Origin of the sequence: Bacillus sp. FJAT-27251, assembly GCF_001273925.1 — a bacterium.
GTDB lineage: Bacteria > Bacillota > Bacilli > Bacillales > Cytobacillaceae > Mesobacillus_B.
This window is the reverse complement of record NZ_LIGG01000001.1, coordinates 3,490,702-3,517,494: the sequence shown is the minus strand read 5'-3', so window position 1 is coordinate 3,517,494 and position 26,793 is coordinate 3,490,702. Positions and strand designations below refer to the sequence as shown.

The 26,793-nt window shown below is 46.2% G+C and carries 28 protein-coding genes and 1 riboswitch; of the genes, 6 read left to right on the top strand and 22 right to left on the bottom strand.

Annotated elements, in window-relative coordinates; genetic code table 11:
• Positions 1-38 precede the first annotated feature (38 nt).
• The 3 genes from panF to ADU22_RS16390 form a co-directional block, all read right to left on the bottom strand.
• A complete protein-coding gene (gene panF, locus ADU22_RS16400; protein WP_053363118.1) occupies positions 39-1,487 on the bottom strand; it encodes a sodium/pantothenate symporter in 1,449 nt (482 codons plus the stop codon).
• Positions 1,484-1,771 (bottom strand): YhdT family protein, encoded by a 288-nt coding sequence (locus ADU22_RS16395; RefSeq protein WP_053363117.1) that lies wholly within the window; start codon positions 1,769-1,771, stop codon positions 1,484-1,486. Before ADU22_RS16395 ends, panF begins: the two co-directional genes overlap by 4 nt.
• Before the next feature lie 89 nt (positions 1,772-1,860).
• On the bottom strand, positions 1,861-2,418 hold the full coding sequence (locus ADU22_RS16390) for an HD domain-containing protein (RefSeq protein ID WP_053363116.1): 558 nt from the start codon (positions 2,416-2,418) through the stop codon (positions 1,861-1,863).
• 236 nt (positions 2,419-2,654) lie between these two features.
• Between ADU22_RS16390 and ADU22_RS16385 the strand changes: the two genes are divergently transcribed.
• Both ADU22_RS16385 and ADU22_RS16380 read left to right on the top strand, forming a co-directional pair.
• On the top strand, positions 2,655-3,488 hold the full coding sequence (locus ADU22_RS16385) for a glycerophosphodiester phosphodiesterase (protein WP_053363115.1): 834 nt from the start codon (positions 2,655-2,657) through the stop codon (positions 3,486-3,488).
• A gap of 187 nt (positions 3,489-3,675) precedes the next feature.
• Entirely contained in the window at positions 3,676-4,638 is a 963-nt protein-coding gene (locus tag ADU22_RS16380; RefSeq protein ID WP_053363114.1) for a S8 family peptidase, read from the top strand.
• Between the two features lie 83 nt (positions 4,639-4,721).
• Here the strand turns inward: ADU22_RS16380 and ADU22_RS16375 are convergent, their stop codons facing one another.
• On the bottom strand, positions 4,722-7,961 hold the full coding sequence (locus ADU22_RS16375) for a DEAD/DEAH box helicase (protein WP_053363113.1): 3,240 nt from the start codon (positions 7,959-7,961) through the stop codon (positions 4,722-4,724).
• A 128-nt stretch (positions 7,962-8,089) separates the two neighbouring features.
• A complete protein-coding gene (locus ADU22_RS16370; protein ID WP_053363112.1) occupies positions 8,090-8,686 on the bottom strand; it encodes a biotin transporter BioY in 597 nt (198 codons plus the stop codon).
• A 186-nt stretch (positions 8,687-8,872) separates the two neighbouring features.
• Here ADU22_RS16370 and ADU22_RS16365 point away from each other — a divergent pair, with 186 nt between their 5' ends.
• Positions 8,873-9,688: an HAD family hydrolase gene (locus ADU22_RS16365; RefSeq protein ID WP_053363111.1), complete on the top strand. Its 816-nt coding sequence runs from the start codon at positions 8,873-8,875 to the stop codon at positions 9,686-9,688.
• 6 nt (positions 9,689-9,694) lie between these two features.
• The gene (locus ADU22_RS16360; protein ID WP_286132407.1) at positions 9,695-9,985 is read left to right on the top strand and encodes a YetF domain-containing protein; all 291 of its coding nucleotides are present in this window, start codon (positions 9,695-9,697) and stop codon (positions 9,983-9,985) included.
• A gap of 73 nt (positions 9,986-10,058) precedes the next feature.
• Here ADU22_RS16360 and ADU22_RS16355 read toward each other — a convergent pair whose 3' ends face one another.
• Together ADU22_RS16355 and ADU22_RS16350 are read right to left on the bottom strand one after the other, a co-directional pair.
• A complete protein-coding gene (locus ADU22_RS16355; protein ID WP_046523260.1) occupies positions 10,059-10,259 on the bottom strand; it encodes a cold-shock protein in 201 nt (66 codons plus the stop codon).
• A gap of 207 nt (positions 10,260-10,466) precedes the next feature.
• A complete protein-coding gene (locus ADU22_RS16350) occupies positions 10,467-10,952 on the bottom strand; it encodes a CarD family transcriptional regulator (RefSeq protein WP_082252887.1) in 486 nt (161 codons plus the stop codon).
• A gap of 169 nt (positions 10,953-11,121) precedes the next feature.
• Here ADU22_RS16350 and ADU22_RS16345 point away from each other — a divergent pair, with 169 nt between their 5' ends.
• Positions 11,122-11,703: a hypothetical protein gene (locus tag ADU22_RS16345; protein ID WP_053363109.1), complete on the top strand. Its 582-nt coding sequence runs from the start codon at positions 11,122-11,124 to the stop codon at positions 11,701-11,703.
• A gap of 188 nt (positions 11,704-11,891) precedes the next feature.
• Here the strand turns inward: ADU22_RS16345 and ADU22_RS16340 are convergent, their stop codons facing one another.
• The 15 genes from ADU22_RS16340 to ADU22_RS16270 all read right to left on the bottom strand — a co-directional run bounded on the left by ADU22_RS16340 (position 11,892) and on the right by ADU22_RS16270 (position 24,446).
• Positions 11,892-13,127: an erythromycin esterase family protein gene (locus ADU22_RS16340; RefSeq protein ID WP_053363108.1), complete on the bottom strand. Its 1,236-nt coding sequence runs from the start codon at positions 13,125-13,127 to the stop codon at positions 11,892-11,894.
• Between the two features lie 163 nt (positions 13,128-13,290).
• Positions 13,291-13,920 carry a histidine phosphatase family protein gene (locus ADU22_RS16335; RefSeq protein WP_053363107.1) on the bottom strand — a complete coding sequence of 210 codons (630 nt, stop codon included), beginning with the start codon at positions 13,918-13,920 and terminating at the stop codon, positions 13,291-13,293.
• 1 nt (position 13,921) lies between these two features.
• Positions 13,922-14,641 carry a hypothetical protein gene (locus ADU22_RS16330; protein WP_053363106.1) on the bottom strand — a complete coding sequence of 240 codons (720 nt, stop codon included), beginning with the start codon at positions 14,639-14,641 and terminating at the stop codon, positions 13,922-13,924.
• Positions 14,638-15,132, bottom strand: coding sequence for an ECF transporter S component (locus tag ADU22_RS16325; RefSeq protein WP_053363105.1), 495 nt, complete (start codon positions 15,130-15,132; stop codon positions 14,638-14,640). The genes ADU22_RS16330 and ADU22_RS16325 overlap by 4 nt, the downstream gene beginning before the upstream one ends.
• Positions 15,119-15,709 carry a cob(I)yrinic acid a,c-diamide adenosyltransferase gene (locus tag ADU22_RS16320; RefSeq protein ID WP_053363104.1) on the bottom strand — a complete coding sequence of 197 codons (591 nt, stop codon included), beginning with the start codon at positions 15,707-15,709 and terminating at the stop codon, positions 15,119-15,121. Before ADU22_RS16320 ends, ADU22_RS16325 begins: the two co-directional genes overlap by 14 nt.
• Complete coding sequence (locus ADU22_RS16315) at positions 15,706-16,164, bottom strand: bifunctional adenosylcobinamide kinase/adenosylcobinamide-phosphate guanylyltransferase (protein ID WP_069188086.1); 459 nt, start codon at positions 16,162-16,164, stop codon at positions 15,706-15,708. The genes ADU22_RS16320 and ADU22_RS16315 overlap by 4 nt, the downstream gene beginning before the upstream one ends.
• Positions 16,098-16,733, bottom strand: a complete 636-nt coding sequence (locus ADU22_RS16310) for a histidine phosphatase family protein (protein WP_053363102.1) — start codon at positions 16,731-16,733, stop codon at positions 16,098-16,100. The genes ADU22_RS16315 and ADU22_RS16310 overlap by 67 nt, the downstream gene beginning before the upstream one ends.
• Entirely contained in the window at positions 16,691-17,476 is a 786-nt protein-coding gene (cobS, locus tag ADU22_RS16305) for an adenosylcobinamide-GDP ribazoletransferase (protein ID WP_053363101.1), read from the bottom strand. Before cobS ends, ADU22_RS16310 begins: the two co-directional genes overlap by 43 nt.
• Entirely contained in the window at positions 17,473-18,423 is a 951-nt protein-coding gene (locus tag ADU22_RS16300) for a cobyric acid synthase (RefSeq protein WP_053363100.1), read from the bottom strand. Before ADU22_RS16300 ends, cobS begins: the two co-directional genes overlap by 4 nt.
• A complete protein-coding gene (locus ADU22_RS16295; protein ID WP_053363099.1) occupies positions 18,420-18,992 on the bottom strand; it encodes a bifunctional adenosylcobinamide kinase/adenosylcobinamide-phosphate guanylyltransferase in 573 nt (190 codons plus the stop codon). Before ADU22_RS16295 ends, ADU22_RS16300 begins: the two co-directional genes overlap by 4 nt.
• Positions 18,965-20,047 carry a threonine-phosphate decarboxylase CobD gene (gene cobD, locus ADU22_RS16290; RefSeq protein WP_053363098.1) on the bottom strand — a complete coding sequence of 361 codons (1,083 nt, stop codon included), beginning with the start codon at positions 20,045-20,047 and terminating at the stop codon, positions 18,965-18,967. The genes ADU22_RS16295 and cobD overlap by 28 nt, the downstream gene beginning before the upstream one ends.
• Positions 20,022-20,984, bottom strand: a complete 963-nt coding sequence (gene cbiB / locus ADU22_RS16285; protein WP_053363097.1) for an adenosylcobinamide-phosphate synthase CbiB — start codon at positions 20,982-20,984, stop codon at positions 20,022-20,024. The genes cobD and cbiB overlap by 26 nt, the downstream gene beginning before the upstream one ends.
• Positions 20,981-22,450: an adenosylcobinamide amidohydrolase gene (locus ADU22_RS16280; protein ID WP_053363096.1), complete on the bottom strand. Its 1,470-nt coding sequence runs from the start codon at positions 22,448-22,450 to the stop codon at positions 20,981-20,983. Before ADU22_RS16280 ends, cbiB begins: the two co-directional genes overlap by 4 nt.
• Before the next feature lie 3 nt (positions 22,451-22,453).
• Complete coding sequence (locus ADU22_RS16275; RefSeq protein ID WP_053363095.1) at positions 22,454-23,506, bottom strand: FecCD family ABC transporter permease; 1,053 nt, start codon at positions 23,504-23,506, stop codon at positions 22,454-22,456.
• Positions 23,472-24,446 carry an ABC transporter substrate-binding protein gene (locus ADU22_RS16270; RefSeq protein ID WP_053363094.1) on the bottom strand — a complete coding sequence of 325 codons (975 nt, stop codon included), beginning with the start codon at positions 24,444-24,446 and terminating at the stop codon, positions 23,472-23,474. The genes ADU22_RS16275 and ADU22_RS16270 overlap by 35 nt, the downstream gene beginning before the upstream one ends.
• Before the next feature lie 155 nt (positions 24,447-24,601).
• Positions 24,602-24,798: riboswitch (cobalamin riboswitch) on the bottom strand.
• Between the two features lie 275 nt (positions 24,799-25,073).
• On the opposite strand from ADU22_RS16270, the gene ADU22_RS16265 reads away from it, so the two are divergent.
• The gene (locus tag ADU22_RS16265; RefSeq protein ID WP_053363093.1) at positions 25,074-26,570 is read left to right on the top strand and encodes a potassium/proton antiporter; all 1,497 of its coding nucleotides are present in this window, start codon (positions 25,074-25,076) and stop codon (positions 26,568-26,570) included.
• Positions 26,571-26,793 lie beyond the last annotated feature (223 nt).

The window sequence follows — 26,793 nt, the reverse complement described above, 5'->3', positions numbered from 1 at the left end:
GCCAGGGATATTCCCTGGCTTCTCCCGTTTATACAACTTTATAATACAGCTTCTGCATGCTGATTTTCCTTCCCTCTCCCAAGCAGGCTGCCAGATATATAAGCGGCTAGCGAAAACAAAATGGGCAGTACGACAGTATGTATGCCAAACGGATTCGGGAAGAAGGTATGAATCAGTATGTAAGAGCCTACCCCAATGACCATGGACGCCAAGGCACCAAATTTGTTCCCCGTACTCCAGTACAGGCCAAGGATGACCGGCCAAATGAATGCCGCTTCCAATCCGCCAAAGGCAAACAAATTTAACCAGATGATCAGGTCCGGAGGGCTGAGCGCCATCAAAAACACTGCGACACCCAGAACCGCAGTAACCACAAGGCTCACATTCTTTACATTCTTGCTGCTTGCCTCCGGCTTGATGTAATTCAGATAAACGTCCTTCACAACGGCCGAACTGACAAGGAGCAAAAGCGAGTCAACAGTGGACATGATTGCGGCCATCGGAGCAGCAAGCACCAGGCCGGCAAGCCAGGCTGGCAGGACCTCCATTGCAAGCAGCGGCATGACCTTGTCGCCCACATCGATTCCAGGAAGGACCGGACGCGCAAAAACCCCAATCAAGTGCATGCCAAGCATGATAAAGCCAACAACAATGGTACCAACGATGATGGCCGTATGCATGGCTTTTGCATTTTTATAGCTCATCGCGCGGACGGCGATTTGCGGGAGCCCGACAACACCCACGCCGACCAGAATCCAGAAAGATGATACATAAAGTGGTGTCAATCCTCCGTCAAAACCAAACGGGCTCACCAGATTCGGATTTTCCGCAGCCAGGTCAGAGATGATATTGGATATTCCGCCGCCAGCATAGATGGTCGCTATCAGAAGAATCAGCGTCCCGCCAAACATGACGATGCCCTGGGCGGCGTCCGTGAATGCCACGGCACGAAAGCCGCCTATAATGACATATATGACAACAGAAATAGCGAACAGGAATAAAGCGGAGGTATAGTTTAAACCTGTGACCGATTCGATTAGCCTTGCGCCCCCGACCCACTGTGCTGCCATGGCGGAAAACAGGAATACGATAATGCTGGCAGCTGATAATAGAACGACCCACTTGCTGTCATACCGGGATTTCAAAAAGTCAACAAGCGTGACCGCATTGTACTTGCGTGCCATGATGGCAAATTTCTTGCCCAAAATCATCAAAACAAAATACCCGGTCGCAAGCTGGGCCATCGACAGCAGCACCCAGCCARGCCCCTGGGTATAGGCAGCACCGGGCCCGCCGATAAAGCTGCTGGCGCTTCCGTATGTCGCCGTCATGGTCATCGCCAATATAAAGCCGCCCAGCTGACGGCCGCCAAGAAAATATTCCTGTATAAAGGAGTCGGAAGCATAAACCTTCTTGCTCGCCCAAAAACCAATGAAAAAAATTAGCACCATGAATACAAGTATTGGAGTTAGAATTGCCCAGTTCATCGGTTGCGCTCCTTTATTTCATCCTCAAAGGGCACTTCCTTGAAGAAAAATTTCACTGCCATGGAAACTAAAATGACCATTAAGATAAAGCCTGCAACGCAGCTATAGAAAAACCAGGCTGGCAGCCCAAGTACGTATGTATAGTTTTCGACTGGCCCTGACCCCAGCCCATAGGCGAATCCATACCACCAGATAAAATTGATGGTGACCAGGATGACACCCATCCACGCTTCACGATGGGCAATTTTAAAGCGTGGATCCTTTCCATTGACCCCTTGTTTCATTGATTGTCCCCTTTCATTTTTGTGCTGCTAAAAAACACATTTTCATAATCTTATTCTAAATTTAAATCGCTCATTTTGAAACTCTTATTTTATTTCGCGGTTGGGCCCTCCCCGCCAAAAAGCTTCCCTATTTCCTTCTTCAGCTCGTCGAGCAGTGGAAATGCCGACTGATGGCCAAGGCTGTCAGCCAAAGACCTGTAGTACCACTCCTGCTTGTCCCTACCGCGGTTGAAACGCTCCCATACCGCCTCGCCTTCCTCCATCTGGTCTATGGAAATGCTGCGGAGATTATGGAGTTTATCCGCACAAGCAACCACCCTGATATCTTCCGAAGCATTCTTTAAAAACTGGATGGTATGCTCCTTTCTGCTCTCCCATGACAGCGTCTTGTCGGGCTCTGAACAGCCCTCGACGATAGAGGCCACATTCTCGCCAAACTGCTCGGAAATCTCCTCAAGCGTAGCCCCTGTATCCTCCACTGTATCGTGAAGCAGGCCTGCCGCAACCACTTCGTCCCTGCAGCCTTCTTTCAGGAGCATCATGCCTACGGCTGCAGGATGGCTAATATAAGGAATCCTTGTCGATTTCCTGAACTGGCCATCATGGGCCTGACTGGCAAATATAAGTGCTTTTTCAATGATTTCCACGATAATTCCTCCTATACAGATATATCCCCATTCTAACTTTTACACATCGATGCACGCTACAGCCTCTTAATGCCTGCAGCCTATTCCGCATAATTACCAGGGAATTTTACCTGCAAATTTGTTAAGAAAAACCCGACAAATGGCCCGTCGCATTTTAACACTCCATTTAAACTGCCTCAATAAGCACCCTTTAAAATTAGGCTTGTAATATAAAAAAGCGAAAGGGAGATGGAAAAATGAACATGAAAACAATTTTGGGGACAGGTCTTGCGCTTACCGTTTTGCTAAGCCCACTTCAGGATACGGCCGCTTCCGGGAATGTGACAACCGGAGACCTAAAAAAAATCGACAATGTGGCACACCGCGGAGCAACCGGTTATGCACCTGAAAACACGATTGCAGCTTTTGACAAGGGCGTGGATATGAAATCCGATTATATTGAAATCGACCTTCAGCGAAGCAAAGATGGCGAATTGGTCATTATCCATGATACAACTGTGGACCGGACAACCGACGGTACTGGCTTTGTAAAAGATCTGACACTTGATCAATTAAGGCAATTGGATGCAGGCAGCTGGAAAGGCGAGGAATTCACAGGAGAAAAAATTCCTACTTTTGATGAAATCCTTGACCGGTATCGGGGTAAGGTGGGAATACTGATTGAATTGAAGGCACCTGAGCTATATCCTGGCATTGAGGAACAAGTGGCAAATGAACTCAAAGAGCGGAACCTGCATATCCCGCAAAATAATAAAATCATCATTCAGTCTTTCAATTTTGAATCCGTGAAAAAAATCGATCAACTGCTCCCAAAGGTTCCGGTAGGCGTGTTAACTTCTTCCCGTGCGCATGTTACTCCTGAGGCCTTGCAGGAATTCTCCACTTATGCCGAATGGTTCAATCCCAGTTATGGCCTTGTCAGCAAAGATCTAGTCCGGCAGGTCCATGAATTAGGCATGAAGATCGGCTCCTGGACTGTACGGAGCCAGGAAGCGGCAGATTTCCTGATTGATATGGGTGTGGACGCCATTATTACAGATTATCCAGATTATGTGGATCCCCGAAAATAGCAAGCCAGGTCCGGCCGAATCTGAGGCCGGATTTTTTTAAGTGGAAAAAGGCCGCTTGGTCCTCAAGTTCTTTATTTCCAATAATTGAAAAAATCCATCTTTAGCACCTGTCATCTCTTAGATTGAATTGATAGAATAGTAAATAACATCAAGAGCTTGCTAATATAACGAAGGAGGAGGGAGAAACATGGAAAGATATGTGCATCTAATTCCGTACAAGTTTGAAGAGCAGCTGGAAATTGTCAATGAGATTCCTAAAGGCGTGGAAATTATCCAGGCACCCGATATTTGGCCCGAAACCAAAGGACAGGGAATTACAATTGCCGTGCTCGACACAGGCTGCGAAACTTCCCACCCTGATTTGGCAGGCAAAATCATTGGCGGACGCAACTTCACGAAAGATGACCAGGGAAATCCCGATATCTTTGAAGACTATAATGGTCATGGCACCCATGTAGCGGGGACTATAGCCGCCGGCCTGAATGACACCGGCGTAGCTGGAGTCGCACCAGAGGCAAATTTGCTGATATTGAAAGTACTAGGCAAAAATGGTTCTGGGCAATACGATTGGATCATCAATGCCATCCGTTATGCCACCAGCCAGAAGGTCGACATCATTTCAATGTCACTCGGAGGCCCTCAGGATGTAAAAGAGCTTCATAATGCCATCAAGGAAGCGATTGCCGCAAACATTCTTGTTGTCTGTGCAGCAGGCAATGAAGGAGATGGCGAAGACGCAACGGACGAGCTTGCCTATCCTGGGGCCTATAATGAAGTCATCTCGGTGGGTGCCATTGATCTTGACCGTAATTCCTCCCAGTTTACAAATTCCAATAATGAAATCGACCTTGTCGCACCAGGTGAAAGAATTACCTCCACCTATCTGAACGGAAGCTATGCCACGCTAAGCGGTACTTCAATGGCCACCCCTCATGTCTCAGGGGCGCTGGCACTGCTGAAGGTGCTTTCCAACGCCGCTTTTGAACGGGATTTAACCGTTCCCGAGCTGTACGCCCAGCTGATCAAGCGCACCGTTCCTCTAGGCAATTCGCCAAAAGTGGAAGGAAACGGGCTGGTATACCTGACCCTTATGGAACATGTCGAAAAGGTGTTTGATCAGCAGGCTGTACGTATGCTGATAAACCAATAAAATGAAGACAGGCTGCAATGAGGGTTCATTGCAGCCTTTTTGATTTCAGCAATCGCTAAAAATCACTTTGAAAGCCAGGGTTATTAAATCCTTAATATCTCGCGGATATCCTCATCAGTAAGAGACAAGGAAACTTTTCCCCCAGGATTTATGAGTTCTTGAATCATGTGCCGCTTCTTTTCCTGAAGCTCGTTGATCTTTTCTTCAATGGTTCCTCTGGCTACTAATTTAATCACCTGCACCGAATTTTTTTGGCCGATTCGGTGGGCCCTGTCAGCTGCCTGCTCCTCCACTGCTGGATTCCACCATAGATCATAAAGAATGACTGTATCCGCTCCTGTAAGGTTAAGCCCCGTTCCGCCAGCTTTTAGCGAGATTAAAAACAGATTCCGTTCCCCGGCATTAAATCTGCTGCATATTTCAACACGGTCTTCAGGCGCTGTCCGCCCATCAAGGTAGAAAAAATCATATCCCTGGCCAGCAAGGTCCCTGCCTATAAGCTCAAGCATTGAGGTGAACTGGGAGAAAACCAGAACCCTCCTCCCTGTCTGCTGTGACTCCTCAATGATCTGCCTAAGCTGATTATACTTTGAAGAGCCCCCTTTATAGCCATCAACAAATAAAGCCGGATGACAGCAAATCTGCCGAAGGCGAGTCATACCCGCAAGAATTTTGATCCTGTTTTTCCTTAAAGTATCCTTGTTAAGATGCTTTAACGTATCATGGCGGAGCTTTGCCAAATAGGCGGCATACAGTTTCTTTTGCTCGGGAAGCATCTCGGAATATTCGATGGTCTCCAATTTACCAGGCAGCTCTGAAAGGACATCCTTCTTGAGCCTTCGGAGTAGAAAAGGCGCAATTCTTCTTGATATCTGTTCACGGCTCAGTTGACTGTACTCCTTAAGGCCCTTGAACAATCCTGGAAATACAACATGGAAGATGGACCATATTTCTTCAATGGAATTCTCAACAGGAGTGCCGGTAAGGGCAAAGCGATGGTCGCTTCGAACCTTTTTCACCGCTCTTGCCGTTTGAGTGACAGGATTTTTAAACGCCTGGGCTTCATCAAAGAATACTGTATGAAAAGCAATTTTTTCGTACCAGTCAATATCCATGCGGAGCAGCTGATAAGAGGTAATGATAACATCCCGATTCCCCTTATCCAGCGCTCTTACTCTGGCCTTACGAGGCCCATCAATGACACTTGCCTGTACACCGGGAGCAAACTTGCTCAGTTCCGCAAGCCAGTTATAAGTTACCGATGAGGGGCAGACAATGAGCACAGGTCTCTTGGTCCGGCGAATGTCCGGGAGCTCTGAAAAAATGTATGCAATGCTTTGAAGCGTTTTGCCAAGGCCCATGTCATCGGCGAGAATCCCGCCAAATCCATGGCTGGCAAGTGTCTTCATCCATTTGAACCCTTCTTTTTGATACCTTCGCATAACAGTGTCCAATCCGGCAGGAACCTGAAAATCCTGCTTGCCAGGCTGGCGCAGGCTGTCTAGGAATTGGCGAAATGATTCCTCTTGATGGAAAACGTCTTCATTTTGCACACTATCCATCAGCCTGATGCCCTCGACAACCGGCATATTCAAAGAGTTCTCCCAATCCTCCTGCTCGATGGGTGCGGAAATAAGGAAACGGCGGATTTCCTCATACTCTTTTGCCTCAAGTGAGAGCAGGGCGCCGCTCCGCAGCCGGAAATACTTGCGCTTTTCTTCAAGTGCGGCTAGTACATCCTTAATTTCCTTCTCTGGAATGCCATTCAGCTCGAACTTGAATTCCAGCCAGTTGGTACGCTCTTTTTTGAATTTAACCCTGATTGCAGGCGGAGAGCCTGCCTTAAATATCCTGTTTCTCACGGCAGTGGTGGCATACACCTGGACCAGCTTATGAAGTTTTGGAAGAGCATGATACAAAAATTCATATTCCTTTTCCTCGTTATGCAGATAATAACCGCCTTCCGTCCTTGCAAACTCACTGCTTTCCAATATATCAATGATGGCGGCTTCCTTCTCGGTGTCCCTTATAAGAACATTGGAATATCCTGAAAGCCGTGATTCTGACGGCTGAATAACAGCCTGTCCATAATGAAACTCAAGTCCTGCCAGCAATCGGTCCTTAACCCTGTCCAGATACAATTTGGCGGTCAGGGGCTTCACGGCAAACTCCCCCCATTCAGAACCGGACAGTTGGAAAGTACCAAGCTTTTTTAAACCAGGCACCACCTTTTCAAAAAAGAGTTTCAGCTGATTCTTTGGAACACGGATGGTGTTTGTCCCCGCCATCTCGAGCATTTTCTTCAGATTGGCCAGCACTTCGCTGTTTTCACTGTTTAATTGAATTAGACTTCCTTCCGCCAAAACCTGTTCATATGCATCAAGCAACAAAAGGTCCCCCATCCCTTTCACCCGCAGCAAGCCACTATTATCTTCATTTCTTAGAAACATGAACTCCAGCGGTAGCCGATCCTTCACAATTTTAAGGCCATCCGTCAGACAGTCGCGATAATCCAGCTTAACGGAGGGTGTATGCGGCAGTAGGTTTATAATGATCCTCCATGATGAAGGTGGAATAATCAGAGTATCTTGTTGGGGTTTAAAATAAGTATGTTGTTCGGAAAGAAACCTTGTTTCATCAGCAAGCACCTGAATCAGCTGCTGAATGACAGCACCGGAAATCCTGTCAAAACAATGCAGTGCGGGATCAAAGGAAGAGGATAATGAAAGAACGGATATTTCGCCATTTTTGATACTTGCAAGTGTTTGGCGTATATCCTTTACAGCTATGCCACCCAACATGATTTTCGTCCCTATCATATGATGGCCTCCCACGGAAACAGCTTTGAAAACAAAGGTTGGCTTGATCACTTGCCTGTTTTCAAAATACTGCCGTTCTACACGTGGAGCTCTACTCGGTTTCTGGCCAAAAAGGGAGAGCAGTCCTTCAGCCAAGTTCCCTTCTGCGGCAGCCGAGTCGCTGTCTCCATGCACAGCAGTCTCCATGCCCGTTTCTGACCGGAGTTCGGGAACACTGCCCAGGCGCTGATGGTCCAATACCGAAAGCAGAACGGCAGCGGAGTGCTGGCACTCCTTAGGATACGATGAGAGCTTCGGACAGCTGCAGGAAACTGAAAATCTGCCCTCATCCAATGTGCTGACAGTAACAAAAAAATCTTCGCTTCCACTTATAAAGGCTTCAGCAAATCCGTTACTATATGATTTGAATTCCACTTTGTTGCTGCGGTAAAAACGTTCGCCTCTTTTGAAGGAGACACTCCCGCACAGCTCCCTGATGATATGCTCATTAATCTTTATATCCATCTGTCTCACTCCATTCCGAGGATTTCCGCTCCATTTTGTGTCAAAGTCGATTGTACCATAAGTGAATCGGCTTCTATCTGAAAAAGAAAAAAACCCAAGCATTTCTGCTTAGGTTCCATCCTGCCTTTTTATGCGGTGCGTTTGTGATTCCTTAGCTGGCTGCGCCTTAGGACACTGCGGTCCAAGCGGTGGGCAAAAACGGCGGCACCAATAGTGAGTGCGATATCCTTTGGAAGTGGAGCGGCCATCCATAGCCATGCCATTCCATATGTGAAACCTTCCGGGGCGGCTGCCCAAAGCTTGTAGGCAAAGTACATCCAGTTCGTTCCGAAGAGATAATTGATTGCCAATCCTGCAAGTGAACCAATAATATAGGCCGATAGCGTTTGTTTCCTCTCAACAATCTTGCCGACGACGAAAGCAACAAGGATAAACGAAACAATAAATCCAAATGTCGGGCTGACAATAGTCGAGATTCCGCCTCCAAATCTGGCAAATATCGGCGCCCCTGCTAGCCCTACAAAAGCATAAACCGCCATGGATATGGTACCAAGCCTGCTTCCCAGCACTGCCCCAGCAAGAATGGCAAAAAATGTCTGCAGTGTAATAGGTACCCCGCCTACTATCATAAATGGAGCGATAGCTGTAATATTGGCACCGACCGCCATCATAGCAACAAACATGCCCGCCAGGCTGATTTCAAATGCGCTAAGTCTTTTTTTCATCCTTTTCCAGTCCCCTTTAAACAATTCTGAATATTAGTTAAGAATAGAGTATAAGATTTCATTATTTGTGTCAACTTAATTCGAATAAAAGTTAACAATAAAAGCAGCATCTTTTTTCCGCCCATTCAATGTGATAATCTGATATAGTAACATTTGATATGAACGAGAAAGGAATTAGCAAAAAACATGAACTGTTACTCCATTGATCTTGACGGAACACTATTGGATTCCAACCAGGACGTATCTGAAGAAAATATAAAAACCTTAACGGAATTACAGGAACAAGGCCATTGCATCATTCTCAACACAGGACGTGCTGTTGGAGATGTGATCAAAATCAAAGCACTGGACAATCTTAAAGCACCAATATTCTGTGTGAATGGTTCTATTCTATATTCCAAGGATCGTGAGCTGCTTTACGAGGCAACCATTCCTGTCGGGACCTACAAAGAATTGTTTCCAATTCTAAGGGACCTGGAAGTTGGCATCCTCGTCTACACAAACCATGGAGGATTTCCTTCCACCTTGCCTCCGCTCCATGGCAAATCAAGAGAGGAACTGGATGCCCTGTTTGGGGAATTCGACTATGAAGCCATTCTTGCATTGCCGGACCTGAAAATTTATAAGATTATCGCACTGGTCCACTATGATGAACTTGCGAGGATTAATGCAGTTAAAAAGGCGCTGAATGGCAAGTTCAACCTGTCCATGGCTTCGTCTTTTCCAAATAATGTTGAAATCACTTCCGGGGAAGCCCATAAAGGCAAAGCATTGCTCCGCTATCAGGAAATGATGAACCTCTCTTTCGATGAGATTATCGCATTTGGCGACGGAGGCAACGACCTTGCCCAATTTGAGGTAGCCACTACATCCGTTGCAATGGCAAATGCACCGCTGCATATTCAGCAGGAAGCGGATATCATCACAAAAAACAACGACGAAGACGGAGTGGCTCATGCCATTCGCCATCTTCTAACTGTCCGGGATAAAGGTATCCTATAATATTCCATTTTTGAAGTTGATGGGGAGTTGTCAGAAATGAAGAAAAGCGGAACTCAGAATAAAATCAGACTGGGACAAACAAACGACATGCCAGACATTGTCTACCCTTTTCCAACCGAGGTGATCTCGGATGGAATTGTGAATCGCAGCAATTTAAACAAGCTTAGACTTTCTGAGGATTGGCTTCAAAAGCAGCTGAAAGTGCTTGGGGTGCCTTCTGTTACCGAGGTTTTATATGCAGAAGTACAGCAGGATGGTTCACTGTATATTGGTAACAGGCATGATTACCTGCACTGATATTTTCACTGCATCATAGCTATATGAAAAATAAAAAAAGACTCTCGGTATGAGAGTCTTTTATCTATTTGGTTTATGCTTTGCGTACGTTAGCTGCCTGAGCACCGCGCTGGCCTTGCTCAACATCAAAAGTTACGTCCTGGCCTTCGTCTAAAGATTTGAAGCCTTCGCCCTGGATAGCTGAGAAGTGTACGAATACATCGTCTCCGCCTTCACGCTCGATGAATCCGAAACCTTTTTCTGCGTTAAACCATTTTACTTTACCTTGTTCCATTTGTGTTTCCTCCTCGTGTGCCTGCGCACACATTTTGTTACTATCCTTGCTCAAACTTCAAGACAAACACCTTGCCGAAAAAACAAAAATAATTCTTCTTAACTATAACAGTTAATTTTTATAATTACAATGGAAAATATTCCTGATTTGTTTTTTTCTTATAATCAACCCAAAATTTATTTTCTTTTCCATTAACCGTAAACTGTTTTAATTGCTGGAAACTTCAAACCGTTCATCCAGCAGTTTTCCAGCCTGGTCCTGAGTAATTCCCGCAATGATGCCAACTTCGCTGATAAGGATTTTACGGGCATCCTGAAGCATCTGCCTTTCACTCGTATTTAGAGGCTTCTTCTTGTTCATTCTCATAAGATCACGGACAACTTCAGCACCTTCAAGCAAATGGCCCGTTTTTAATTTAGCCATATTGTTGTTATACCTCTGCCTCCATGGTAAAGTGTCGTCACTTGGCCCGAACTGGAAACAGTTAAGCATGCTTTTCAGGGATATATGATCTTCAACAGGGCGTACACCTGAAAGGCCAATTTTGCCAGTTGGGATCATCAATTTCATTTCACTTGACATTGTTATCACAAAATAACTCTGTGATACCCCGCCGATTTCCTTCTCTTCTATCGCTTCAATCACACCTGCACCATGCATTGGATAGACAATGTTGTCGCCTACTTGATACAAAGCTTTCCACCCCCATATACGAACTATTTTAGTATACAGGACATTTAAAAAATAATCAAATTTAATATATTATCACGCATAATACAGGTTAGTCAACATTTTTTTGAACATTTTTAAAGAAACAATTGGGAAAGCTAAACAAAAGACTTTCGAGAAGGGAAGATGTTTTATGAAAAGAATCCCGGTCCTCTTGCTTCTGGCATTTTTTTTAACAGCTGGATTGGCGGGCTGTAAGGCAGATGACGAAAAAATTGTGATCATGGAAGATTTGAACAACCCTTCAAGGGAAAAAATCCGGGCAAAAACGCAAACAGACCCAAATGCCCGTCACATTCTTTCAGTCCAGCCCGGCATAGGTGATGTTCGCCAGCATTTCGATAATGCTTATGGCGAAAATATTGCTGACCAGGAAATTTCCCGCTATATGGGGGAATTCATGATTGTCACATTTGAAGCCCACCGTGCCGTAAACGTTCAATATCAGTTCGCCTATCATCCAGGCGGTGAGCTTAGTGACAAAGAAATCTTTGCTTACTTGGATGAAAGGATTCCGCAAGACTCCATAAAGGTAAAAGAAGTAAACGATGGGAACCTTGACCAGCGAATTATACAATACAGAAGCAATTCGCTCGCGCGGTCGGTTGCAAAAGTAAGCTTCCGGAGAGATGAACCAGGTACATTTACCGTCAGCATTTTCAAAAATGAGCGCGGAAAAGTCACAGCTACCGTCAGCCTTGGGCAAGCAAGGTAAAAACAAAGCGGAGCCAAGAAGAATCTGGCTCTGCTTTGTTTTTCACGGGAATATTGCCACTTACTGCAAAATTGGACTTTTTACGACAATTTGAATTCTCTTTACGACAAAATTACAGCCTCTTGCAATAATAAAAATGGTTTTACAACAGGGCTTTACAAACAAACGACATATTCACCCTTTTATCCCTACATGGGGGAAAGCCCCTTTGTTTCATCAAGGAATATAAAGGCATCATAACGCTTCGACACCCGTGTGGGTACGTAATTGCCGAGATGCTCGTATTCCGGGTTATAGACGACGCCAATCGCCCTGTGGCCAAGGACGCCATTAAACTTTTGGGCATTTTCTTCATTAAAAATCATGTACTTGTTGAATGCTCCTGCCTGGTGCAGGGCATCTTCCCAGCTGCCTATATGGGCCTCCGGCACCGTCATTTCTTCCACTCTGCCTCCCCATTCCCTTGAGGCAATAACGGAGCCGCGATGTGTGCCGAACCCCACTGCATACACCCTATCTCCATATGCCTCCCGAAGAAGCTGACCCACATTGACCAATCCCTCTTCAGCCATATCGGTTGCCCTGGCATCTCCGATATGGGTGTTATGCTCCCAGACCACGGCCTTGGCCCCCGCTTGATGTGAAGCCAGTATTTTCTCCAAAGCGGTCACCATGTGAGTGTCACGTATGTTCCAATCATCAGGGCCACCCTTTGCCATTGCCCGGTAGTACCTCTCCGCATTCAGCATCACTAGGCTGTTCACTTCAAGGTTCAAGTCGGCTTCCTCATACTGGTCATATTTTTTGCGATTTTTTTGCAGCTCAATCAGTACCTTGACCACTTCCTCGGTGCAGTCTTCCCCATAGTACGAAGCGGAAATCGCATAATTCTCCGGACGCCTGTCAAAAGGCTCAAAACAGGAAAATGCCTTTTTCGCTGCATCAACATCCCGCGGGGCAATTTTCTCCAGCTGCCTGATCATCTCTTCCATCGATTCCCACAGGCTGTATACATCCAGGCCATAAAAGCCTGCTTGCTTTCCATTTGCTGCGTTATACTCCTTCAACCAACTGATAAAGTCCAGCATTTCATAATTGGACCACATCCATGTTGGCCACCTGGTAAAGTCCTTTAGCGCCTCTCTTGCAGTGCCTTCCTTATATCCTTTTACATATTGATTTACTGTAAAACATGCGGGCCAATCTCCCTCGACGGCGACAAACGAAAAACCTTTTTCCTTGATCAGCCTTTTTGTCAGTTCAGCTCGTAGGCTATAAAATTCCGATGTACCATGAGACGCTTCTCCAAGCAATACATAATCAGCATCGCCAGCTTTGTCAATGATGGCTTTCAGGTCATAATAGGAATCAATTCTAAAAGCATGTTCCTGTATGTTCTTATTCAGTTCCTCATTTCTGCCCACTTTTTCGCCTCCATAACGTATTTTCCTATTTTACCCTTCTGGTAAAGGAAGGATATTGGAAAATAAAGGTTGAAAAAGAGACCTATTTACACAGGTCCCTTTAAAAATTTTCACTTACCAACCTATACATTATTAAAATTTCTAGTCGCTAAAATTTCCTCATCTACTTGCAGCCATCTTTTCCTTGCTGGCAATGCTCTACGCATCCTTCAAGCAGAAGCTTTTTCTCTCCGCTAGCAATTTCAACAATCGTCAGGCCTGTACCATGCAAATAGGGCGGCTGCCATATACGTTCAATGGGTGCATCACGGCAGATCAAAAACATAGCCTTCAAAAAAACTCCATGCGTAACAACCAGGATATTCCCTGAGGAGGTTTCCTGTTCCAAACGATGCAAAAAAGACTCCGCCCGCTTTTTTACCTCAAAAAAGCTCTCGCCTTCCGGATTTTGAAAAAGCTCAGGACGGTGATAGTATAAATAAAACTCTTCTGGGTATTGTTCTTTGATTTCATTTTCTGTTTTTCCCTGCCAGTTTCCCAGGTGTATCTCCATTAATTCTTCGTCGGTCGCAATCTCAAGAGACCGATTCTGTTTAAGGGCCAGTGCTGTCTGCATCGCCCGCCCGCTAGGAGAGGTAATAATCCGGTCAAATTCTATATCCTTCAGCCGCTCCCCCAGCAAATAGGCATCACGCTCTCCCCTGGCGGTAAGCCTGGAATCCAGGCGGCCCTGGATTCGTTTTTCTGCATTCCATTCTGTCTCGCCATGCCTAGTGAAATAGACTTTAAGCATCTTAATCCCTTCTTTCTGTAACCGGGTGGAAAAAGCTCCCTGCAATTGACTTGATATCCTCTTCTTTCTMCAGCGGAAAGACGATGATAAAGCAGGTGGCTGGTCCTGATGATTTAAGCACATCAAGTTTTACATTCAGCTTTTCCATTGTGAATGTGCGATTAACAAAAAGCTTGTTCAACTCGGAAAGAATCCCTTTTGAGCCAACGGGAAGAAGGATGGGATAACCAAGGGAATGGAGCTGTGCGAAAAGTGATAAAGGAGCCGTCTCGCCGCTTTTTTCCAGCACCTCTCCACCAACCAGCGGACTCCCAATAACGGCAATCCTAATGTCATTTGTATATACCAGCGGGCCTGAAACTAAACTTGTCGATTTCCCGAGGACGCTAAGACCAACAGCTGATTGATTTAGTATAAAATTACTTTCCGTGCTGCCTGTTATCTTAACATCAGGCAACTCGAGCTCGGCAAGGCCTTTTTTAACTCCCAGCTCCAGCTCCTTCCAAGCATCTTCCCCGCAAAAATTCTGGAGCGCGACTGCAAATGGCCTGGCACCCGCTGAAATGCACTCCATCGCAGCAACTCTTAAAGAATAATAAGCTACCGTCTCATAATGTGTATACACAGAGTCCCCGGGTTTTTTGCCAATGCTCCCGCTGTTATCACTTGCGACAACGATGAATTCCTTTTCATTAAATGGCAAGCTTAGAACATCTCTCATGAGCCAGTCTCCGCGTTGCCCTTGAACATTTTCAGCACTCCTGCCAGCCTCGGAATCATCACATAAGCAAGAAGTCCATTTAAGATCGAACCCGCTGTTAACGAAGGAACAATGGCTAAATAGAAGGAGGTTCCGAAAAACAGGATAAACGGAAGAGGAGCAATCAGGCTGTTGCCGGCTATGAAGAGCAGCACGGCAAGCATCCGCTTTCCTTTTTGATACAAGTACGCAAACAGAAAAACCAGCCCGGCCATTTCAGCGGCTATGAAAATATGCAAGGCCCCCAGCGGCAGCCCGCCCAGGACGGCAGATAGCAAGTGACCAAGCATGCCTACCACAGCTCCCGAAGGACCTCCAAGCAAAGCGGCAGCCAGCAGGGAAGGGAAAGCGTCCAGTGCGATGCTGCCTATAATGGCGGGCACCTTCACCATCGAGCCGATTGCCGTCAATGCAACGAGCATGGAAGTCAGTGCGAATTTATTCACCCTCATCCTCTTTCCGCCTTCCTCCCCGGAACACCTTGGCACTGCGTTCATATTCAACATCCTTTTCGCCCAGCCTGAAATTGATTACACGTGCCAGTGCGAAAAAGTAATCGGACAGCCGATTTAGGTATTGCAAGGAAGCTTCGGAAACCTCGGGGTCTGCTTTCCTTAAAGACACGACCAGCCTTTCCGCCCTTCTTGTTACCGTGCGGGCTATATGGATGGAGGCCGATGCAGGGGCGCCTCCAGGCAGGATGAAGCGCTCGAGTGCCGGAGCTTCCGCAATCAGCTCGTCAATCTTCTTTTCAAGGTAACCAACAGCTTCCTTCGTTAATTTTAACTCCCTTTTTTGGGTTACATTTGCCAGGTCCCCCCCGCAATCAAAGAGTTCGTGCTGGATTTTTTCAAGATCCGCCAGTACATCGGCAAACACCTTGTGGTCAAGCTGGGTAACGGCCTGGCCGACAAAGCAGTTTACCTCGTCGACTGTGCCATAGGCTTCGACCCGAATATCATCCTTGTCCACCCTTCCGCCGATAATGCTCGTTTGCCCTTTGTCGCCTGTGCGTGTATATAATTTCATCCTCTTTGCCCCTTTTCTTTTAGTTTTAGTGAAACTCCGTACCAGACGAGGTCTGCCTCATCCGCCAGACCCATTATTCTCTGATAAACCCATCCTGTGATGTCCCGCCATTTCCGGTCTTGTTCAAGAATGGGAACAATTCCTTTTGAGATATCAGTTCCTGAAATGATCAGCTTCCTTTGAGGATTCTTTTTCTCCCAGTCAAGCCACACTTTTAATATCTCCGTCCACTCTTCCAGGAGGGCCTCAGGTTCGGATGAACCAGCACCAGCCTTTATCCATTGTTCAATGCCTTCGAGAATGACAATATGGGTTTCATTCCAATGGGACAGTGATTCGGGGAGCACATCATTTTTGTAAGCCGAAAGCCAGAGGTGGGGGGCACTGTTCAGCCTGTAATGCTCCCTGATCCATTTTGCTTTTCCATTATAGGCGCCGCCTGTAACAAAGTGCACCGTTCTCCCCTCCTCCATTTATCTTCTTCCCAAACAAGTTCATATCCTGCACCATGGTCTATTTTCCAGTCCCAATAATCCTTTTTTTCGGGCGAAAATTTGGACAACAGATACCGGATCACACCGCCATGGGTCATGACAGCAGCTCTGGCAATTTCTTTCTCTCCCATCTCCCTGGTGATTTCATTCCATCCCGTTTCCACCCGGAGGGCAAAATCTGAAAAAGACTCACCCCCGGGTACTTTGGCACTAAAAGGCTCTGAAAGCCATTTTTGATAATGAGGGTCCTCTTTTAATTCTTCAAACACTTTCCCTTCCCATTCTCCAAAATGCATTTCCCTCAACTCACTCATGAGCTGAGGGTGAAGCTGCGGAAATAACAGGCTTGAGGTTTCCAGGCATCTTCCCAAATTGCTGCTGAAAAGCATGGAATAGCGTGCATCCGATTTTCCGAGTTTCCTTTTTGCAACGGGACATAATGGGGAATCAGTCCATCCCAGATACGCATGCCTCTTATTGCCCTCTGTCAGCCCATGACGAAATAATGCAATAACCACAGTGTCATCCATAAAAGCAGCTCCGTCCCTTCTACGCTTGCGCCCAGTACATCACCTGTCATCCCGCCAAACCAATAAGGTATTTTATTCTTTAAATAAAGCAGGATAGCCAGAGCGGCAATAGCCATAAAAAAAAGGGAAGCCGCCTGGTTTGCTGCCCAGAATCCTGCCAGCGGGATGAACAAATAAACAGGATAGGCATAAAGTGTATATTTTGTGGTTGATTGTTGAAACAGCTGCCCTAGGCCTTCTTCCTTTGCCCCCTTTACAACAGTGAGCAAAACACCCATAACCATCCTGCTGAAAACAGGGATGCAGGCAATCAATAAATAAGAAAGGCCACTCATCATTGCCACTACCTCATAGATAAAAAAGAACCTGGAACTTAACAAGACAATGACAGACAATACGCCAAAAGCACCTGTTCGCGGATCGGACATGATTTCCAGCCTTTTATCCTTATCCCTGAACGAAAAATAGGCATCGCTGGCATCCATCCAGCCATCGATGTGAATACCACCTGTAAGGATGATGCCTGCAAGCCAAACGGCAAATGCCGCCGTTAAGATGGAGAAAGAAGTCCATTCCACCACCATATACAATAGCGCTGAATAGACAGCACCCTGAAGAAGACCGAGCAGGGGAAAAGTCCTTACCGCCCTTTCCAGATGCACTTTATCCATAGGAAGCGCCAAAGGGATGGGGATGCTGGTGAAGAATTGCATATTCAGCAGGAAACCTTTGATGTAGCTCATTGGTCCCACTCCAGCATGATTTGTTTTAGTTTGGCCCAATCAATATGGCTGAGAAGGTGCTCTGCCACTTCATCGTATTTCTGCTCCTTTAACGGACTGAGTGGTTTAGTCTCCTGGGCTGGCAGCTTGTTCGATAGCATTTCAATATCTCTGAAATTGGGAACATCACCAGACTGCATGACCGCGGTATCCCGCATTTCCTCGGCATTATTGCGTGATGAGCGCTGTAAGGAAAATGAATCTTCAACATCAATCATATGGTTTTCAAGATACGGCACCACCCCAAGGACAGGTACCCCTGTTCTCTCTTCAATCCACTTAATTCCGCCAGAGAATTTGGAAAGGTCTCCACGGAACATATTAATGATGATCCCCTTTACTCTCTTCCTTTCCTCGTATTCAAGAAGCTCAAGGGTGCCTACGATGCTTGCAAAAACCCCGCCCCTGTCAATATCGGCTACAAGGACGACCGGAACATTTGCCATCTCGGCCACCTTCATGTTCACTAACTCCCTGTCCTTCAGGTTCATCTCCACAGGGCTGCCCGCTCCTTCGATTACCACAAAATCAAAAGCCTGTTCCAGATTATCCAATGCCTTCCGGATCGCAGCAAGACCCTTGTGGTAAAATGATTTGCGATAGCTCTTCCCGGATAATGTTTTAATCACTTCGCCAAACAGCACGATTACCGCCGATTCTCCTGACCTTGGCTTCAGCAGGATAGGATTCATCATCACCGTTGCAGGTGTTTTGGCTGCCTCTGCCTGGATGCCCTGGGCTCTTCCGATTTCTTTTCCGTCAGCAGTCACATAGGATAAATCGGACATATTTTGAGACTTGAAAGGCGCAACCCGAAATCCTTCATTAGCAAGGATTCTGCAGATGCCGGTAGTAATCAGGCTCTTGCCGACATCTGAAGAGGTACCTTGAATCATAATTCCTTTCATCTTTTCATCGCTCCCTTCATCATGAGCGGAACGCCGGATTCCACTAGAAAAGCCTCACTGGCAATAGATACTATTTTTTGATGAAGGCTTCCGAGTGCGGATACATAGCAAAAAACAAGTTCATTACCAACTAGGGGCTCATGGGCCACCTCATTGCTGACGAGAATCAAGGAATTACAGCTGTCGGCGATTTGGCGGACTGCCTCGATTATGGATGACACTACATCCTCAGGGAAACTGTGTTCCTGCCAGGTCCCGCGAAAGAACTCATTGTTCAACAATGTCGTCAGGCAATCAAGGAGTACAACATCGTTCTTTGAGAAACAAGGGGCAAGCCTGGCCAAATCCCTTGGCTGCTCCCAGGTGGTCCAGTTCAGCCCGCTTCTTTCACGGTCCTTTATATGCCGGGAAATTCGTTCACTCATCTCTGGGTCGCTTGCCTGGCCAGAAGCAATATAATGAAGCTGGGCATTCGAATCACAAGCAAGTTTAGCCGCAAGCTCCTCGGCAAAGGAACTCTTACCGCTTCTGACCCCGCCGCTTATAAAAATAATGCCCTGCTCTTCCATTCAGAAGCCTCCTTCATAAGCCGTTCATTGTCAGCGCTCCCTTTTATGGCAAACCGGAGCCATCGTCCCCTCAGCCCCGGAAAATTCATGGTATGCCTCGGAACGATGCCCCTATCCAGTAAAAACAGAAAAAATGGCAGCTGATCGTCGAGTTGGGGGTCTCTCAGCAGATAATAATTTGTGCTTGATGGTGAAAAAAGGAAACCATATTCATGGTAGAATGCAAACAGCTTTGTTTTTTCTGTCTGTATCAGATTTTTTGTTTCCTGAATGAATGTTTCGCTCTCAAGAAGCCATTCCCCTGTTTTTAAGGCAAGTGCATTGATGCTCCAGTGAGGCTGAAAGGCTGAAACTTGCGCAATGATTTCGCCGCTTCCCATTAAATAGCCCAGACGGAGCCCTGGAATGGCAAACATTTTGGTCATCGACCTGATAATCAGCAGGTTGCTGTATTCTTGTATGTATGGAACAATTCTTTCATATTCAGGAACGAAGTCATAAAAAGCCTCATCAATGATCAGGAGACAATCTTTTTTGCGGCACTTTTTTAATAACGGAAGGAATTGTTCCGGATGGTAATAAATTCCGGTTGGGTTATTGGGATTGCAGAGGAACACAGCATCCGCCGATCCCAGCTTTTCCTCAAGCCCCTTCTCCCATTCCCAGCTCCCGCTGCTCAGTGAAAGGCATTCTACTTCGCAGCCATTTACCCGGCAGGCTTCTTCATATTCGGAAAAAGCAGGCTGGATAATAAGGGCTTTCTTCCCTGACAGCATCCGGCCAATAAGGTTGATGATTTCGGCCCCTCCATTGCCTATCAAAACCTGCTCTTCTGACAATCCTTCTAAATCTGCAATCTTTTTCTTAAAAATTGTTCCTCTTGAATCCGGATATTCAGAGACAAGATCAAAGAGCGCAGGCCAATTTTCAGCTAATGAGGAAGGCGGTCCCAAAGGGTTTATGTTGGCACTAAAGTCAATCATTTGTGAAGGAATTTGCCTATTGAACGCTTCGTACATCAAATGCGGATTAGCTCCATGCTMTGGCCATTTCAAACAGTATCCCTCCCATACAAAGCAATAATAAAAAGAACAGGACTGTACGTTCCATAATATTGTTCGTTTTAACAATATGCTGATTTTCGAGCATTACGACCGGCGAGCCCATGCGAGCCCGATCGGAAATGATTCCTTTATAGTAATTAATGCCTCCAAGCTGAACACCAAGGATGGCGGCAACTGCCGCCTCCCCCCACCCGCTGTTAGGACTCGGGTGCTTTTTGGCATCACGCCAGAGAGTTTTCCATCCTTCTTTTCTCGAGATATGCTCCGGCCTGTTAACCATCAGCATGACAAAAGAGGTGATTCTGCTGGGCACCCAGTTGGCAACGTCATCCAGACGGGCCGAAGCCCACCCAAACTCCATATATTTTTCATTCCGGTAGCCTACCATCGAATCACACGTGTTTATGGCCCGATAAATCAAGGCTAGGGGAGCGCCCCCGATCAGAGCCCAAAACATCGGTGCAGTGATTCCATCACTCGTATTTTCTGCCACCGTCTCTACTGTCCCCCTGACAATCTCCGGCTCCGCTAATTGCTCTGTATCCCTCCCAACAATGAAGGATAGTTTTTTTCGGGCCTCTTGGATATTTTCTTGTTTAAGAGGTTCATAGACAGCCATGGCCGCCTGTTTAAGGCTTTTTTGCGCCAAGGTAGTGGAGATCAGCACCGCTTCAACTGCAATTCCCACTGCGGGATGAAGGGAATAGGCGCCACTTACGATAAGGACAGAAGCACCGCCAACTGCCAGGAGGACAGCAGCAACCATTGCTGTCCCTCGCAGTTTCCTCCTCTTTCCCCTGTTCCATCCTTTTTCAAGATGATTAATGAAACTTCCCATCCACCTGACAGGGTGAGGCCAACGCGGAGGGTCTCCGACGAGCTTATCCAATATAACGGCAAGTATTAAGGCAATCATGTGGTGGGTCATCTTTTCACCCTTTTTCTGCTTTTGCCAACAGCTTCCAGAGTGCAGTCATAAACGCCTCGCCCGATAAGCTTGCCAAGAGGAGTGACTGTTCCGCCATAGTCCAGTTTATTTCCATGCTGGGTCGCCGCAATTAGGATGCTGTCTGTGGATGTTCCTGTCGCGATTGTTCCGGTTAAAGGGTCCCTCACCTTTAGTTCATGCAGTGCCTTTGCTTTTGCCTCGGTTGCTGTCATGATGCATTGGATAAATGCTTCCTCTGTCAATTCACCATTCACAAACATCCAGATGTTTATTGTTCCCGGGACAAGCTCCGAGGAATGGGCCATGCTCCTTGAAGCGTCCACCGCATTGCCAACTCCTGCTGTAACGACAACCAGAATGGAGAAGTTATCTTCTATTAAAAATGTAAAACTTGCATCTTCCAAAAAAACAGCGGTCATCATCCCTACTGTTTCTCCGGGCTCAAACCCAAGATTTTTGATATAATCGGCCATTTCACTGCGGTGGTCGCTGCAGCCATAATCCCTTCCAACATGCCGGTTGATAAAGTTCCGATGCCAGCCGATACCTGAACCGACTACACCTGAAGACATGGTCCTCAGATGCTGTGGAGACCGCAGCACAATATACTCTTCATAAACCTCCAGCAGGGATTCATCAATGTAATTTTCCTCCGCCTGTTTCCCTTTGGTTTCGGGAAGAAGAACCATCTGGGGGGCAGGAACTTTTGGATGAGGCTGCTTTTGAATGCTTGTCTGGTAGACTTGGGCAATTTGTTCCTCCCGCAGCACTTCGTTAGGTGAATCCATGCTTTTTATCCTGCCGTTTTCTAGTAAAAGCAGTCTGTCGCAATACAGGCCGGCAAGATTCAAATCATGAAAAATGGAGATGACCGTCAAGCCTGTATCCCTGGTCCACCCTTTAAGATTGTCCAGCAAACCCTTTTGGTAAGAGAGATCCAAATGGTTCGTGGGCTCATCCAAAAGCAGGATTTCCGGTTCCTGGGCAAGAGCCTGGGCAAGGTAAACCCTTTGCCTTTCGCCTCCTGACAGCTCGTGGAGCAAGCTATCTGCAAACATGGCAACTCCGGTCTGCTCCATCACCTGCCAGACAACCTCCTCATCTTTTGCTGACCAGGTGTGGAACCAGCCTTGCTGATGGGCGTAACGCCCCAGCGAAACAGTCTCCTTCACGGAATAGGAAAAGGCTTCGCTGGAATGCTGTGGCAAAACCGCGATAATCCTCGCCAGTTCCTTTGCACTGTAGCTGGTTAAAGGCTTTCCTTTAATAGAGATGCTGCCGGAATAAGGCGGAAGGATGCCGCTTACCATTTTGAGCAGGGTAGACTTTCCGCTCCCATTAGGTCCTAAAATGCCAAACATTTCACCTCTGCTTACTGAAAACGAAACATCCTTTATAACGTCAGTCTGGGAATAGCGTCCTCTGAGCTGTTCAATTTTCAGCATTCTTTACCCTCTTCTTTCGCTTCTTCTATTCATTAAAATGACGCCGAACACCGGCGCTCCAACCAAAGCAGTGATCACACCGATTGGGAGTTCGGTGGGGGAAATGATCGTCCTCGCCAACAGATCCGCAAGGATGAGGAAACCCGCTCCAGTAAAAATGGAAAGCGGCAGTAGGTGCACATGGTCGGGCCCCCACAGCAATCTAGTCAAATGCGGGATCACCAAACCAACAAACCCTATGGTTCCTGAAACAGCGACGGCTGCCCCTGTCAGGATCGATCCTGCAATTAAAATAATCATTTTTCGTTTATGTACATTTACTCCGATATGCTGAGCCCGTTCCTCACCAAAAGACATGGCATTCAGTTCCCTGCTATTGATCAGAAGCAGGAAGGAGCCGATTGCAAAAAAAGGCAGGATGATTTTGATATACTCCCAGCCCCTCATTGATACGCTGCCAAGGAGCCAGCCAATGATCTGGCGCAGTTCCTCTCCGGTAAGAGCAATCATCAGCGAGATCAGCGAACCTAAAAATGAACTAAAAATGATTCCCGTCAAAATGATTGTCTCAACTTTCATGGACCGGTCTATTCTGCGCGCAAACCATAAAACAATGAAAATGGTGATGAACGAAAATAATATACTGAATAGCGGCAATGTAAACAGCCCGGCGAACGGAAGGCTGATACCAAAAAACAAGGTAAGAACAGCCCCCACCGAGGCTCCGGAAGATACTCCAAGCGTATATGGATCTGCCAGCGGGTTTCGCAGCAGCCCCTGGAAGGCGGCTCCCGCTATCGCCAGGGAGGCTCCAACCAATCCAGCCAGAATGACTCTTGGCAATCGGATATTGAGAACTATGTTCGTATGCATCGGATCCAGGCCGGGTGTCAGGCGGAAAATTTCCGCCCCAATGATCCTGATAATATCGCCAGCAGGTACAGATACTGTGCCAATAGAAATTCCCATCAGCATGGCCGCCGCCAGAAAGGCAGCGGCGAAAAGATAAGCGAAAATCTTGTTATTTAAACGTTTCCGGGTAAACAGCCTTAGCAAGTTCCTCTACTCCTTCAGCAAGCCTAGGGCCTGTTCTTGTAACAGTATCGGAATCTACATCCACTACCAGATTATTTTTAACAGCAGAAATATCCTGCCAGCCATCCCTGCCTTTGACATTTTCAACGGGATTCTCCGTATAGTAACCATGGGTCGTAATAATTACATCCGGGTTCCTCTCAATTACTGCTTCAGGATCCATTTGAATCCATCCATCTTCTGTAACGACGTTTTTTGCATTGATGGTCTGCAGCAGAACGTCCATAAATGTGTTTTTGCCTGATGTATAAATCTCAGGGGCAGGCGAGACTTCAACAAAGACACTTCTTTTTTCCTCTTCCGAAATTTGCTGTGCCTTCTCTTCTATATCCTGAATTTTTTCTTGCATGCCAGCAACGACTGATTCTGCGTTTTCTTTTTCACCGGCGGCTGCGCCAATCATCCTGATGGTCTCATACACTTCCTCAAGATTGTTTGCATTATTCACAACTAAAACGGTGAGGCCTGCATCCCTAAGCTGCTGAAGTCCAGCTTCACCAGCCTGGGCCGAGGATCCATGCGCAAGAACAAGATCCGGATTCAACGAAATGATCTTTTCAACATTGAATTCCATCCCGCCAATTTTTTCTTTATCCGCTGCCTCTGCGGGATAATTATCAAAATCGGATACTCCGACAATTTTTTCTCCCAAACCAAGCTCAAAAGCAATTTCGGTATTGCTTGGAATCATTGACACTATTCTTTCTGGTTTTTCCTCAATGACGACTTCGTTATCGAGCGCATCCGTTATCGTCAACGGGAATTCAGATCCCTGCTGTCCTTCTGTTTGCCCTTCCTTATTCTCAGGTAAGGCGGAATCGTTTTCCTGAGTGCTGCCGCAGCCAGCCAATACAATTGCTGTAATGAAAACTGCCAATAATAGTGAATAAAACCTGTTCATTCTCCATACCTCCATTTTCTCTCTCTCTTCGCAGATGCGTATAGCGTCTGCATTTTTCAACAAAAAAAACATCTCCACCAACGTCATGGAGATGTTTGTACGGGTTCAATCACATTATGTATGATCCTGCCAAACACCTCCTATCCTCGTAGGGTTGCTGGTGCAAGAATCAGGCAGGTCTCCTGGCTTATGGTCATTGCTTTTGCGCTCCTTCCCATACGGACATGTACAGTGGACTATGCACAAAAGCTCCCATTTACAGTGGCGGGACCGCGTTGGAATTACACCAACTTCCCTTTTAAGTCCTAAAAAAGCAAGCTTTTTTAAAAACACCTGTTCTTAATGTATGAAATTTTCTGCTCAAACCAATTATACACTCAAGCTTTTAAAAATCTACAAAATTCTATAATAAAAATTGAATTCTGCAAAAACTTGTCGAGGCGTTAAGGTGGTAAGCGCTTGATTGAAAGAGTTCGATTTGTTCTTTTTCCATCTATGGTTATTCCGATATCATTAAGGTTAAAGGTGAAAATAAAATCGCTAATTTCAAAACTTTTTTGTTTATAGGTTACATAATTTAATGTTATACTTAATTTTAGTAACATTATAAGACTGTGGGGTGATTTATTGATTGATTCAGGTTTTAATACCGATGGATTGGTTCTGCTTGCCGGCATTCTTTTTATTGTAGGAGTATTAACCACGAAGTTTTCCTCTCGTCTCGGTGTGCCATCCCTTGTTCTCTTTATCCTTGTCGGTATGGGAATGGGAACATTCATCTATTTTGACAATGCACAAATAGCACAAATGATAGGGGTTCTTGCCCTTGTGATCATCTTGTTTGAAGGTGGCATCCAGACGAAATGGTCCACTCTTCGGCCAGTTATCCTCCCTTCACTTTCTCTTGCTACCATTGGTGTCCTGATTACATCGGGAGTCGTTGCAGTCGCGGCCAAATACATTCTTGAATTTGGCTGGCTGGAAGCCATCCTGTTTGGAGCCATCATCGGGTCTACCGATGCGGCAGCAGTGTTTGCTGTCCTTAAAGGCCAAAACATCAAACCGAGACTTGAAGCGACCCTTGAAGCAGAGTCTGGTTCAAATGACCCTATGGCCGTTTTTTTGACGGTGGCGATGATAGAAATGATTACATTACCCGATGCTGATATATATTCGCTAATCGGTTCCTTTTTCGTACAAATGATACTTGGTGTGCTTTTAGGTTTAATCTTTGGCCGATTGGCTGTCTGGTCTTTGAATCAAATCAATCTCGATTCAAGTGGGCTTTATCCTGTGTTTGCGACCGCTTTTGCCCTTTTGACCTACGGTGTGACTGCAATGATGAATGGGAGCGGCCTGCTAGCCGTTTATATTGCCGCAATTGTCATCGGCAATGCCGATATCGCTTATCGCCATTCCATTTTCCGATTTTCCGAAGGATTCGCCTGGATGATGCAGATAACCATGTTTGTAATCCTTGGATTGCTTGTTTTTCCAAGAGAATTATTTACAATTGCCAATGTGGTTAACGGCATCATTCTCTCCATGATTTTGATGTTTATCGCAAGGCCCGTGGCTGTTTTCCTGTCTACATTAAAAATGAATTTCACGAGGAAAGAACTTTATTTCCTTTCATGGGCAGGCCTCAAAGGGGCTGTACCCATTGTTCTTGCCACCTTCCCTCTTCTTGCAGGTGTTCAGGGCAGCGCTGAAATGTTCCATGTTGTCTTCTTCGTCGTCATGATTAGCTGTCTTGTCCAGGGATCCACCATCACTCCGTTGGCTGAGAAATTTGGCCTGACAGGACCAAAGGTATCCGAACCTACTCACTCGCTTGAACTGATTTCATTAGGAAAAGCGGACGCCGAGATGCTCGAATACCGCATGGAAGACGATGCAGAAATAGTCGGGATGACTCTCCTTGATATTCCTTTTCCATCAGGAACGCTGGTAAATGCCATTATCCGTGAAGACAAGCTGATTCCGCCAACTGGAAATTCCGTGATCAAAGGCGGCGACTTCCTCTATATTCTCGCTCCGAGAAAGCATAAGAAAAAATTGACTGGGCTGCTTCAAAAGAAAAAAAGCAGCACGGAAGAATTGGATAGACCCTACGCAAACTGATAGCACTTCTCCCCAACGCCTTGACAGCCGCCAAATTTGACGGCTGTCAAGGCGTTGCTGTTTTCTGCTGGATTTCGGTTTATTCCACTTCCAAAAAGCACTTGCAATTCTTCATAAACCATAGAACCAAAATTCTTAACATTAATTAAATATAATTCGACAAAAAAACCTCTAGCATTCTTTGCGAACCTTGTTATAATGATGAAAGACTAAATGAATTACA